Here is an 11234-nt window from a genome sequence, read left to right as displayed (position 1 = left end):
TTCCTAAGGCCCGCCATGTGCGGGCTTTTTCATGCATGGAGAAACGCATGACCAAGTATTTCACTGGCAATCCTGTTGGCTCTACTGATCCTCGCGACCTTTACGACAATGCGGAGAATCTGGACCTGCTTTTGCTCGGGTCGAGCCAAAGCTATCCGGATCGTCTGGGCGTTCTTCGTCGTTCTTGGCAGGGCATACTGCAGCAGGTAACGGACTATCTGATCGCTCAAGGCTACGAATCGGTCTATCTGGTCTATGGCGTCGGTGTAGTGGTGGAGCGGCAAACACAGCTCGTTCAGCGAGGTGGCGAGCTCTATCGCGTCATGAACGCCGCTGACGTTCCGCTCACCCTGAGCGGCGACTGGGCTACCGATGCGCCGAAGCTTCAGGCAGTTGGCGATGCCGCTCTCCGGCAGCTGCTGGCTAGCCCGGACGGTGCCGAGCATGTCGGGTACGAAGGGGCGACCGTCGGCGGCGCCCTTGACGGGCTTTCCGCCTATTCGCGCTCGAAGGTCCTCGACCTTCCCTTTCGCGACTCGTTCTACGACTCTCTGGTCGCGACGTACAGCTACAACTTCCTCTACCCGCAATCCTTCGCTGTCGATGCTGAGCGCCGGGAAGTCTTTGTCCTGAAGGGGGCCAGCTCGGGGGCGAACACCTGGGCATGGATCTGGGTGCACGATCTGGACACCGGGGCGGTAAAGACCAGGTTCACGACCGGTCAGCAGTGGCGGGAATCGCTTGTCCTTCGGCGCGTTGGGTCTTCCCGGTTCCTCTACACAATCGGCAACAGCAACGCGGTAATCAAGCTGGACCTGACGACACTTCCGGCAAACCTGGCTACCGTGAGTCCGGTTGCCTCGTATGCGGTCGTAGCGCAGTCCATGCTCGCGTTTGACGGTCAGAACTGGTACGTCCAGGACTACATTGTCAGCCGCGGCACAGGGCGTCGGAACAGGTTCAAGATCTACGACGTCGACTTCGTAAAGCAAACCGGCGAACTGATCCTGCCCACCGATGCGACTGGCACCCTGCAAAGCTACGCCAACTATTTCCCGAAGATGCAGGGCGCATGCTTCTACGATGGGAAGTTCTATATCGGCTGCGGCGGCGATTTCAATTCGGCATCTTCAAGTTCGCTGCTTCTTGAGAATTACCCGGTCAAGCTCCAGGGGATTCAAGCGTTTACTTCGTCGGGAGATAGGGTCGTCGATGCCCTATGTGCTCCTGCTCAGTTCAGGGCCACGCTTGAACAGATGATGGGTCGAGTCTGCACGGTGACCGAATCGGAAGGGGTCGCCGCCGACGGCGGGAATCTGTATTCAATCTGGCAAACCTTGACTCCCGAGGAGTGGGCAACATCCAGAGGGATATCCGAGGGTATCGCCATTGCCCTGGAATACTCGAATACTCCGGAAAGAGTTTCCTTTGCTGAAAGCGCAATGGGGACCAGGTCGGCATTCAATGCTCAAGACTTCCAGCTTGAAATTCATCACTCGTCCGCTCAGCTGAAGAATCCCGTAACTGATGATGCTTTGGATACTTTTCAGAAAATAATCACGATGATGAACGAGTTGGATATTGCTCGTTACAGCTTCAGCGGTACCAATCAGACGATAACGGATATTAACGGGGCAGTAGTTGCGGTAAGCGGAAGGCTTGTCGAAGTTCTGAACGTGAATGGATTCACGATCATCTTCAAGATTACCGGGGGTAGCATCGAGGACTCGAAGTACGTTGTTAGCGGTGGAGGCACATCGCAGGTTGGTCCGCTCTACGACGCAGAGTACGGCAGTAATGCGAATGGCGAGTTCATTCGCCACAGCAATGGTGTTCTGGAATGCTGGACCACGAGCGCTGCGACCATCGTCTGTACCACCGCGACCAACAATATCTTCCGTTCTTCTGGATCGGATGTGTGGACCTATCCGGCCAGTTTTCTCTCCGGAACAGTCCCTGAAGTGTCGGTGAGTGGATGCTTCGGAACGCGCTGGGGTACGACTGGAGCCACCCCGACGAACACCGGTTGCAGCGTCACGGTGTTGAGTGCGTCGAATGACCCCACAGCGCGGCCATACCAGGCGCGCGCTGTGGGCAGATGGAAATGACTATTGGGCGACAGCCGCGGACTGCTGACGGCTTGGTGCATGTCGGGCAAGGAAGGGCTTTTCTACGAAGCGCCACGACGCTGCGGCAAGCACTAAGGTGATGGCGACGGTCAACAGCAGGCTTGGGTAGAGACTCAGGCCTGTCTCGTTGATGACGATCTGTTGCACCGGCCACGCATAGATGTAGATGCCGTAGGAAATGTCGTACTTCCCACTGATCAGCCGGTCTTTGAAGGACGTGCCTATAGCCAGAACAGCCACCGCTATCGCAATGTTGCCGAGGATGTATGCCTCTTTGGTCTGGCTTGTTGCAATAAGAGTCAGAACGCTCAGTACAGCAAGAACGATCCTGGACTTGGTGTTGTTCCACGTGATTTCAGTCGTCGCCATCAGCGAGCCAACAGCAAAAACAATCAGGAATGGCAGGAAGCGAGCGCTCTTAATCTGGTAGAAAATGAACTCAGAACGAGACTCAAGGGTGTAGAACATCGCTGCAATACAGATGGCGAGAATAACAGCTGGTGCTCGCCAACTTTTTGAATATCCCAGTGCGATAGCGGCAAGCACATAGCACAGGAACTCGCTAGACAGAGTCCATAAGCTGCCATTCATGATGTTGTGATATTTGAACGCAGCAACGGGCGTGGGAAAGTCCAGGCGGAGCAGCATCACGCTGCGAATAAATGAATTCCACGAAGCAGGGTCGAAGAAAGCAATAAGATGGTTGCCGTTATAGAAAGGCATGACCAGAAAAACAAGAATGGCGCAGCAAACAATAAGTCCAGGGAAAAGTCGTCGAGCTCGCTTGTTCATGTAGTCGACGAACCCTTCGGAGCGAATGAAGCTCTTGGTTACCAAATATCCCGAGATTGAGAAAAAGATCAGAACGGCCAGGCCTCCCCAGGAAATTGCATTCATTCCGAAGATGAATTTCCCTGAGAAGTTTGGCTCAACAAGCCCGCTAAGTGCGTAGTGGTGGCTTACCAAGACGGCAAGCGCCGCAATGTGTCGCATCAGATCAAAACAGTTATGCCTACTTGCGCCGCTCACGTCCTTCTCCAACAGCTGCGTCCAAAAAAATCCGCGCATTGTCGCATCAATGAACAGGAGTAACCATGCTCATCAAGCTTTCACCCAGCAGGTCCGACGACAAGCTGATAATCGTCCGGGACGGGGAGGCGCTGACGATCAACGGTCAGGTGCTGAATTTTGGAGGCATCGGGGAAGGCGAGACGGTGTCGGCCGAGTCCCTGGAATGCCCATGGATCAATCAGCCGGTTTCGCGGATCGATGGCGAGATAGTGCTGACTTTGATCATGCCCTACGGCCTGCTTGCGGGTGACCAGTCTAAGTTCCCGGCGGACATTGTCGACCCGCCAGATGGGCCCGTTGAATTGCCGACCGATCAGGATCCAGTCGTGCCGGAGTTCCTCTAATACCTGTCGCCGCCCCAGTTGCGGGACACCTTGTTCTACCTGAGCGCCAGCCAGAGAGCTGGCGTTGTCGTTTTCGGAGATCAGCCATGACCACCCGCGGCATCCGCAACAACAACCCCGGCAACATCGACTACAACCCCCGCAACGCCTGGCAGGGCCAACTCGGCCTGGAACTGGGCGTGCAGAAACCACGCTTCGCCCGCTTCGACACCCCAGAGAATGGCATTCGCGCGCTGGGTAAGCTGCTGCTGGCGTACCGAGGGAAGAACGGCATGCCCGGTGTGGGCGGCCCCGGCATCGACACCGTCCGCGAGACCATCAGCCGCTGGGCGCCGGGGAACGAGAACGACACCGAGGCGTACATCGGCGCAGTGGCCAAGGCGCTGGGAGCGCAGCCCAACCAGATGATCGACGTCCGGCTGCCGGCAACCCTGCGCGGCCTGGTGGTGGCGATCATCCGGCACGAGAACGGCGGCGTGCCGTACCAGGGTCCGGTGATCGATGAGGGTGTGCGGAGGGCGTTGGCGTGACCTGGCTGCTCAGCTACTGGAAGCCTCTGCTGTGCGCTCTGTTGCCGTTCCTAGCCGCTGCCGTCGGCTGGCACGAAGGGAGCGGGCGCATGGATGCCGCCTGGCAGGCCAAGTGGGATCAGCACGGGAAGGCGGACCAGCAGGCCGCCGCAGTATTCGAAGCCAGGCAGCGCGCCGAGGAGCAGCGCCGCCAACTGTCCGTCAACAAGGTGATCGAAGATGCCGACAAGAAGATTGACCAGGTTCGTGCTAATGCTGATGTCGCTGCTGATCAGCGCGTGCGGGACGCAGCCGCCAAGTACGCCGACCGAGTTGCTGCAGCTGAAGCCGGCCGCGATTCCTGCACTGCCGCCGCAAGCAAGACAGCAGCCCAGCACGCCAGAGTGCTCGCCGAGCTGCTTGGAGAGGCTGACCGCCTGGCGGGTGTCTACGCAGAAGCAGCTGACGAATCCCGAGTGAGGGGGCTGGCCTGCGAGGCGGCCTATGGAGTTCTTGAACGGGGGGCGGTTCGGTAGTAGCGTCTCGCCACATTCACCGCGAGGGATCGCTATGCCAACGTCATTTCGCCGTCTTTCCCTTTACATCGCTCTCATACTTTTGGGTGGCTGCGTCGGCGCTCAAATGGTATCGCCACCGCGCAGCGGTTCTGCATATGCGCCTGTAAATGAGGGAGAGCGAGTCGGAGTTATTAAGTACCTGAATGGTGGTGCAGACCGCGTCATCAATGCTCGCAGAGAAGACGCCTTCAAGCAGATGCATGAGGCTTGCGGAGGCAGATACCAGATTGTCGGGGAAGGTGAAGTTAGTGAGGGAGGCACTGTAATCGCCTACGCGAACACTGCCTCGTATGTGACGGATAGCTATTGGTACATCCAGTTCCAGTGCGTTCAGTAGGGTAGACTGCCGGCCACGATCAACAGGAGGTCGGCATGCTCAGAATCCGCAGTAACGGAGGTACGCGCCTTCACCTGGAGCGCATGGTCACAAAGTCCGGCCAGTACGGCATTTGGGAATTCCACGTGTCGGCCAACTCCGAAATGTTCGCCGGGTTCCAAGCTGGACGGCATGCCGCAATCGTTCCGGCCGAGCCGAAAGAAGGCCAAGAGGTAGAGGCCTTTGCCATGTTGTCGCCAAACTCGCCGCAGGATCAGTGGAAGGCCGTTGGAAAGGGCGTGGCCCACTACATTGCAGGCTAGATCGGCTCGATCAGCTGCGCGCCCTGGTTCCTGACGCTGCCGACGTCCGTGGATATGCGGTAGGCCTCGAAGTCCTGCCGCGCCAGGGCGATGGTGTCGTAGGCCAGTTCGAGCGAGGTATCCGGCGACAGCCAGGTCTTCCACTGCTCTGGCGCCAGAATCACCGGCATCCGGTGGTGGACGGCAGCGACCAGGCCCTCGGCCTCCTTGGTCAGCAGCGCGCAAGAGGTGATCGGCTCCCCCTCCGGCGGCGCCCAGGTCGACCAGATGCCGGCGATCGCCAGCACCCCGTTGTCGATAGCGTGGTGGTAGTAGGGCTGGCTCACGGCGCGGCCGGCGCTGTTCTTGACCGGCTCCTTCTCGTTCCACTCGTACCAGCCCGCCGCCGGCATCAGGCATCGCTTGTGCCGGATCGCGTCCCGCCACATCGGCTTCGTCGCCGCTTCCTCGCTCCGCGCGTTGAAGGTCAGCGCCGGCAGCTTCTCCTGCTTCCACCAGAACGGGATCAGCCCCCAGCGGGCCGCGACCACTTCCTGTTCTCCCGCCTCGCTCAGGAGCACCATGGGCACCTGGCTGGTCGGCGCGACGTTGTACGCGCGATCAATCCAGCGCCCGGCGTTCCCCCGCCAGATATGCCAGTACCGCTCCATAGCCGCTTCCTCTGGCGTCACATATCTCCCGCACATTCCCAGATCCTCAAACCGTAACCCGAATGAAGCCTAGACCGGTGCACTGGGCGCAGTCGTACTGCGTGGCGAAGTTGGCCCGGCAGCTCGGGCAGACCCTGAACGGGCTTACCTCCGCGCGCCGCTCGAGGTGGCGCGCCCTGGCTACATTGCCGGCTTCGTGGGCAACCTCGATCATGTCCAGCAGCAGGCGAAAGCCGTCCGGATCAGTGATCGCCTCGACGTACTCGCCGCCCCTCAGATAGCGACCGACCTCGACCAAGGTGAAGCGCCTGCCGTTCTCCATGGTCAGCACTAGACCCTGGATGGAGCCGGAGAGGTAGTTGAAGGCCGGCCCGGTGAAGGCCTGCAGCGTGCCGCCCTCGCCGTACTTCACCTGCAGCGGCGCATCTTTGGCCGCGTCGAAGGCCAGGATGCCGCGGGAGCCCTTGCCGGCCTGCTGGCCGGACTGGTCGAGCACCACATAAGCGGACGCAGGGTGGAACAGCTCGGCGGCGCGCTGCTCGATCGCGAAGGAGTAAGAACCGGTGACCAGGTCGCAGAGCTCCAGCCATTCGTCGTTGGTGATCATGCCGCGGGCGAGCAAGCCCCGGGCGCCGTCGGTCAGCTCGCGCCGGAGTTCTTCGGGATGAGACATCAGGTCGCGCCGGCTGTTGAGCCTGGCGTGCCACTGCGAGAGGTCGGGGTGCACGGTAGGTTGGAATAATGCTGTATGGATATACAGATTACGTGAAGCGATCGAGGGGAGGGAAGGCGTGCCCGGACGGGCGGAGGAGGGGCGAAAATCAGTTCCGAAAGGTATTTCGAGACCTCAGCAATATCGGGCCTTTTAGGTGGTTTGATTTCTGATAGAATCGGAACGCGGATACGTCTGTAGGTCGCGGAATTGCTATGTTTGTATGACGGACTTGAAAACCGTCGACGGGCAACTGTCCTAGAGTTCGAATCTCTACGCTTCCGCCACTATTACAACGTTGAAAGCCCCGCCATGCGGGGCTTTCGCGTTTCTGGCCATCAAGCACCGCTTGTGGGATTTTCTTCCAATTTCACGTCGTACTCATGGCAATTGCATTGCACAAGTTGAACAACGTCAGAAAAGGCAGTCATCCCGATCGATGATTCTGTAGGACGTTGATCCGCTCAGTTAAACTTCAAGTACTACCTTCCGGAAAACCCTGAATGAACCAAGTCGAAGATCTCGAGCGGCAGATGCGCGAAGCGCTTGGCGTTGCTCCGAAGAAAGTGAAAACCACTCGCGAAGCCAGCAACCCCATGCGGGGCTATCTGATTGTTCTCAGCGTGCGTGCAGAAAGTGGGCCCGCCTTCCGCTTCGAGCATCGTTCGCGCTCGCTGAGTCGCACCGAGGCGATCCTCGAAGCGGAAAAGGCAGCGCGCGCCGCAGGCTACAAGCCGTGGGCCCTGCTGGATGCCGTCGAAGCCTGAGTTACACCTGCATTGCAGTCGATCCTTCCTGGTAGGGAATTTTCCGGTACGGCCGTCCTAGACGGTCTGGTGGGCATCTGTCAGCATTTATCCCGCCTGCGCTGCGTTTCTCTGGCGCTTGCATTTTGGCGAACCGCTTCCAAGCTAGGTCGTAGAGCCGCTTTCTGTTAAGGTTCGGCAATTGTTCGAGGTCCCTTTTCGGGGCTCACCATTCCATTCTGTGCAAGGGGTGCTGCGTGATTAAGGTGCTGGTGGTCGATGATCACGATCTGGTGCGCACCGGAATTACCCGCATGCTGGCTGATATCGACGGCCTGCAGGTCGTCGGGCAGGCCGACTCCGGCGAGCGTGGATTGCAACTGGCTCGCGAGCTCAAGCCCGATGTTGTGCTGATGGACGTGAAGATGCCTGGCATCGGCGGCCTGGAAGCCACCCGAAAACTGCTGCGTAGCCAGCCCGACGTGCGCGTCGTGGTAGTGACAGTGTGTGAGGAAGACCCGTTCCCGACTCGCCTGATGCAAGCCGGCGCGGCTGGCTATCTTACCAAGGGCGCGGCTCTGGATGAGATGGTCCAGGCGATTCGCCAGGTGTTTGCCGGCCAGCGCTATATCAGCCCGCAGATCGCCCAGAACCTGGCGCTGAAGTCCTTTGAGCCGGAAAGAAATGCATCGCCGTTCGACACCCTGTCCGAGCGCGAGATCCAGATCGCACTGATGATCGCCAACTGCCACAAGGTACAGAGCATCTCGGACAAGCTGTGCCTCTCGCCCAAGACCGTGAATACCTACCGCTACCGCATTTTCGAGAAGCTCTCGATCACCAGTGACGTCGAGTTGGCGTTGCTGGCTGTCCGGCACGGCATGGTCGACGCCAGCAACTGATCATGGTGCAACTGTTCGATTCGGCGGCTTTCCTGGCCACCTGCAGCGGGCGGCCGGGCGTCTATCGCATGTTCGACGCCGAGGCCAAGCTGCTGTACGTCGGCAAGGCGAAGGACCTCAAGAAGCGTCTCTCCAGTTATTTCCGCAAGTCCGGCCTGGCGCCGAAGACGGCCGCCCTGGTGGCGAAGATCGCTCAGGTCGAGACGACCATCACCGCCAACGAGACCGAGGCGCTGCTGCTCGAGCAGACGCTGATCAAGGAATGGCGGCCGCCGTATAACATCCTGCTACGCGACGATAAGTCCTATCCCTACGTCTTCCTGTCGAGCGAGGACGCGTTCCCGCGCCTGACCATCCACCGTGGCGCGAAGAAGGCCAAAGGGCGCTACTTCGGCCCTTACCCGAGCGCTGGCGCCATTCGCGAAAGCCTCGCGCTGCTGCAGAAGGCTTTTTTCGTGCGCCAGTGCGAGGATAGCTACTACCGCAACCGCACGCGTCCGTGCCTGCAGTACCAGATCAAGCGCTGCAAGGCTCCCTGTGTCGGGCTGGTGAGCGAGGAGGAGTACGCCGAAGACGTGCGCCACTCGATCATGTTCCTTGACGGGCGCAGCAATGTGTTGGCCGAAGAGCTGTCCACCAGCATGGAGCAGGCGGCTATGCGCCTGGACTTCGAGAAGGCGGCGGAATTGCGCGATCAGGTGCAGATCCTGCGCCGCGTGCAGGACCAGCAAAGCATGGAGTTCGGTACGGGCAACGTCGATGTGGTGGCGGCCATCGTCAATCCGGGCGGAGCCTGTGTGCACCTGATCAGCGTGCGCGGTGGGCGGGTGCTGGGCAGCAAGAACTTCTTCCCGCAGGTGGCGATCGAGGAGGAGGTGGGTGACGTCCTGCTGGCCTTCCTCGGGCAGTACTACCTCAGCCATCACGAGCGTGATCTGCCGAGCGAGTTGATCGTCAACGCCGTGCATGAAGACTTCCCGATCCTCGCTTCGGCCATCGAAGAGTCCCGTGGTCGCCTGCTGGAAATCTCGCCCCGAGTTCGAGGCACGCGTGCGCGCTGGCAGCAGCTGGCCGTGACCAACGCAGAACAGGCGCTGGCCGCCCGCCTCGCGAACCGCCAGCACATGGCTGCGCGTTTCGATGCGCTCGGCGAGGCGCTGGATCTGCCCGAGCCGCCGCAGCGGCTCGAATGCTTCGACATCAGTCACTCCAGCGGTGAGGCGACTGTGGCTTCCTGCGTGGTCTTCGGGCCTGAAGGCGCGCTGAAGTCGGATTATCGCCGGTTCAATATCGAGGGCATTACCGGCGGCGACGATTACGCCGCCATGCACCAGGCGCTGACCCGCCGCTTCAGCCGCTTGAAGGAAGGCGAGGGCAAGATGCCCGACATTCTTCTGGTGGATGGCGGCAAAGGGCAGTTGGCAATGGCCCAGGAAGTGCTCCAGGAGCTGACGGTGGTAGGCTTGACGTTGCTGGGCGTCGCCAAGGGCGTCACCCGCAAGCCTGGTCTGGAAACCCTTTACCTCAACGACGCCGAACACGAATTCACCTTGCCCGCCGACTCGCCCGCGCTGCACCTGATCCAGCAGATCCGCGATGAGGCACACCGCTTTGCCATCACCGGCCACCGTGCTCGGCGCGGCAAGGCCCGTCGCACCTCGACACTAGAAGACGTCGCTGGCGTCGGGCCCAAGCGCCGTCGCGACCTGCTCAAGCATTTCGGCGGGTTGCAGGAACTGGGCAGAGCCAGTATCGATGAAATTGCCAAAGCCCCCGGTATCAGCAAAAAGCTGGCAGAGCAGATTTATGCTGCACTGCACAGCGAGTAGAATGCCGGCTCAACTCGCAGACCTTCCGACCCGATGAATATCCCGAACCTGCTCACATTGCTCCGCGTTCTGCTCATTCCGATCTTCATCCTGCTGTTCTATCTCCCGTTCCCGGCCAGTCACCTGGCTGCCAGCGCCGTGTTCGCACTTGCCGCCGCCACCGACTGGCTGGATGGCTACCTGGCGCGTCGACTGGGGCAGAGCACTCCCTTTGGCGCCTTCCTTGACCCGGTAGCGGACAAGCTGATGGTTGCCACTGCACTGGTGCTGTTGGTGGAGGAGCACGCGAATCTGTGGCTGACGCTGCCGGCCGCAATCATCATCGGCCGCGAGATCGTGGTCTCGGCGCTGCGCGAATGGATGGCGGAGATAGGGGCGAGGGCGCATGTCGCCGTTTCCAGTCTGGGCAAGTGGAAGACTGCGGCGCAGATGCTGGCGCTGGTGATTCTGCTGGCCAATCCGCCGCTGATGACCTTTTGGGTCCTGGTTGGCTATGCACTGCTGATCGTTGCGGCCATCCTCACCCTGTGGTCGATGCTGCACTATCTTGTGGCGGCCTGGCCGCACCTGAACACGACCCCGAAAGAGAAATAAGTATTTTTGAATCAAGGAGTTGACAGGCATTTCCAAATCGTTAGAATGGCGCCCGTCAACACGACAACGCGGGAATAGCTCAGTTGGTAGAGCACGACCTTGCCAAGGTCGGGGTCGCGAGTTCGAGTCTCGTTTCCCGCTCCAGATTTTGATGATTCGCCTTGAGTCATCCGTGTTATGGCTGAGTAGCAGAGTGGTTATGCACCGGATTGCAAATCCGTGAACGCCGGTTCGATTCCGACCTCAGCCTCCAATAGAAAAGCCCTGTAAATCGAAGATTTACAGGGCTTTTTCTTTAGTGGCCCGCTGCAGGGATTGCGAGTTTCAGCAACTTGCGCAGCGGGAGTGGGGCTGTATATAGTCCAGCCCTTTCCAGGTTTGCACCTGGAAACACTGCAACGCGCTGCCGCCCGGATGGCGAAATCGGTAGACGCAGGAGACTTAAAATCTCTCGCCCTTTGGGCGTGCCGGTTCGAGTCCGGCTCCGGGCACCATCTTCAAGAGCAATGGCTGCCAGCCATTGCGTCCCGT

At 59.7% G+C, this 11234-nt stretch carries 12 protein-coding genes and 3 tRNA genes; 12 read left to right on the top strand and 3 right to left on the bottom strand.

Features of this window, described 5'->3' with window-relative positions:
• The first annotated feature begins 47 nt into the window (after positions 1 to 47).
• Positions 48 to 2108: a hypothetical protein gene (locus IB273_RS06170; protein WP_192223543.1), complete on the top strand. Its 2061-nt coding sequence runs from the start codon at positions 48 to 50 to the stop codon at positions 2106 to 2108.
• Here the strand turns inward: IB273_RS06170 and IB273_RS06165 are convergent, their stop codons facing one another.
• On the bottom strand, positions 2109 to 3158 hold the full coding sequence (locus IB273_RS06165) for an acyltransferase family protein (RefSeq protein WP_192223542.1): 1050 nt from the start codon (positions 3156 to 3158) through the stop codon (positions 2109 to 2111).
• Positions 3159 to 3223: 65 nt separating this feature from the next.
• Here IB273_RS06165 and IB273_RS06160 point away from each other — a divergent pair, with 65 nt between their 5' ends.
• The 4 genes from IB273_RS06160 (at position 3224) to IB273_RS06145 (ending at position 5270) form a co-directional block, all read left to right on the top strand.
• Positions 3224 to 3544, top strand: a complete 321-nt coding sequence (locus IB273_RS06160; RefSeq protein WP_192223541.1) for a hypothetical protein — start codon at positions 3224 to 3226, stop codon at positions 3542 to 3544.
• 86 nt (positions 3545 to 3630) lie between these two features.
• The gene (locus IB273_RS06155) at positions 3631 to 4074 is read left to right on the top strand and encodes a structural protein P5 (protein WP_192223540.1); all 444 of its coding nucleotides are present in this window, start codon (positions 3631 to 3633) and stop codon (positions 4072 to 4074) included.
• The gene (locus IB273_RS06150; RefSeq protein WP_192223539.1) at positions 4071 to 4589 is read left to right on the top strand and encodes a DUF2514 family protein; all 519 of its coding nucleotides are present in this window, start codon (positions 4071 to 4073) and stop codon (positions 4587 to 4589) included. The genes IB273_RS06155 and IB273_RS06150 overlap by 4 nt, the downstream gene beginning before the upstream one ends.
• 414 nt (positions 4590 to 5003) lie before the next feature.
• Positions 5004 to 5270 (top strand): hypothetical protein, encoded by a 267-nt coding sequence (locus tag IB273_RS06145; RefSeq protein ID WP_192223538.1) that lies wholly within the window; start codon positions 5004 to 5006, stop codon positions 5268 to 5270.
• Here IB273_RS06145 and IB273_RS06140 read toward each other — a convergent pair.
• Positions 5267 to 5956 (bottom strand): SOS response-associated peptidase, encoded by a 690-nt coding sequence (locus IB273_RS06140; RefSeq protein WP_192223537.1) that lies wholly within the window; start codon positions 5954 to 5956, stop codon positions 5267 to 5269. The genes IB273_RS06145 and IB273_RS06140 overlap by 4 nt on opposite strands.
• A gap of 10 nt (positions 5957 to 5966) precedes the next feature.
• Positions 5967 to 6593, bottom strand: coding sequence for a hypothetical protein (locus tag IB273_RS06135; RefSeq protein WP_192223536.1), 627 nt, complete (start codon positions 6591 to 6593; stop codon positions 5967 to 5969).
• 542 nt (positions 6594 to 7135) lie between these two features.
• Here IB273_RS06135 and IB273_RS06130 point away from each other — a divergent pair.
• The 7 genes from IB273_RS06130 to IB273_RS06100 all read left to right on the top strand — a co-directional run bounded on the left by IB273_RS06130 (position 7136) and on the right by IB273_RS06100 (position 11197).
• Positions 7136 to 7399 (top strand): hypothetical protein, encoded by a 264-nt coding sequence (locus IB273_RS06130; RefSeq protein WP_225594994.1) that lies wholly within the window; start codon positions 7136 to 7138, stop codon positions 7397 to 7399.
• A 236-nt stretch (positions 7400 to 7635) separates the two neighbouring features.
• Positions 7636 to 8280, top strand: a complete 645-nt coding sequence (uvrY, locus tag IB273_RS06125) for a UvrY/SirA/GacA family response regulator transcription factor (RefSeq protein ID WP_017517075.1) — start codon at positions 7636 to 7638, stop codon at positions 8278 to 8280.
• Positions 8281 to 8282: 2 nt separating this feature from the next.
• On the top strand, positions 8283 to 10109 hold the full coding sequence (gene uvrC / locus IB273_RS06120) for an excinuclease ABC subunit UvrC (RefSeq protein ID WP_151187234.1): 1827 nt from the start codon (positions 8283 to 8285) through the stop codon (positions 10107 to 10109).
• 33 nt (positions 10110 to 10142) lie between these two features.
• On the top strand, positions 10143 to 10703 hold the full coding sequence (gene pgsA, locus IB273_RS06115) for a CDP-diacylglycerol--glycerol-3-phosphate 3-phosphatidyltransferase (RefSeq protein ID WP_081520460.1): 561 nt from the start codon (positions 10143 to 10145) through the stop codon (positions 10701 to 10703).
• 68 nt (positions 10704 to 10771) lie between these two features.
• Positions 10772 to 10847, top strand: a tRNA-Gly gene (locus tag IB273_RS06110).
• A gap of 35 nt (positions 10848 to 10882) precedes the next feature.
• Positions 10883 to 10956 (top strand) — tRNA-Cys (locus IB273_RS06105).
• A 155-nt stretch (positions 10957 to 11111) separates the two neighbouring features.
• Positions 11112 to 11197 (top strand) — tRNA-Leu (locus tag IB273_RS06100).
• Positions 11198 to 11234: the final 37 nt, after the last annotated feature.

This window comes from Pseudomonas sp. PDM19 (assembly GCF_014852215.1).
Classification (GTDB): Bacteria; Pseudomonadota; Gammaproteobacteria; order Pseudomonadales; family Pseudomonadaceae; genus Pseudomonas.
Note: the sequence above shows the minus strand (reverse complement) of the source record. Positions and strands in the feature narration are given on the sequence as shown.

Coding starts and splice junctions, on each gene's coding strand:
- IB273_RS06140 (WP_192223537.1), bottom strand. CDS start 5,956: ATGTGCGGGAGATATGTGACGCCAGAGGAAGCGGCTATGGAGCGGTAC.
- IB273_RS06130 (WP_225594994.1), top strand. CDS start 7,136: ATGAACCAAGTCGAAGATCTCGAGCGGCAGATGCGCGAAGCGCTTGGC.
- IB273_RS06170 (WP_192223543.1), top strand. CDS start 48: ATGACCAAGTATTTCACTGGCAATCCTGTTGGCTCTACTGATCCTCGC.
- pgsA (WP_081520460.1), top strand. CDS start 10,143: ATGAATATCCCGAACCTGCTCACATTGCTCCGCGTTCTGCTCATTCCG.
- IB273_RS06135 (WP_192223536.1), bottom strand. CDS start 6,593: ATGTCTCATCCCGAAGAACTCCGGCGCGAGCTGACCGACGGCGCCCGG.
- IB273_RS06145 (WP_192223538.1), top strand. CDS start 5,004: ATGCTCAGAATCCGCAGTAACGGAGGTACGCGCCTTCACCTGGAGCGC.
- IB273_RS06160 (WP_192223541.1), top strand. CDS start 3,224: ATGCTCATCAAGCTTTCACCCAGCAGGTCCGACGACAAGCTGATAATC.
- uvrC (WP_151187234.1), top strand. CDS start 8,283: ATGGTGCAACTGTTCGATTCGGCGGCTTTCCTGGCCACCTGCAGCGGG.
- IB273_RS06155 (WP_192223540.1), top strand. CDS start 3,631: ATGACCACCCGCGGCATCCGCAACAACAACCCCGGCAACATCGACTAC.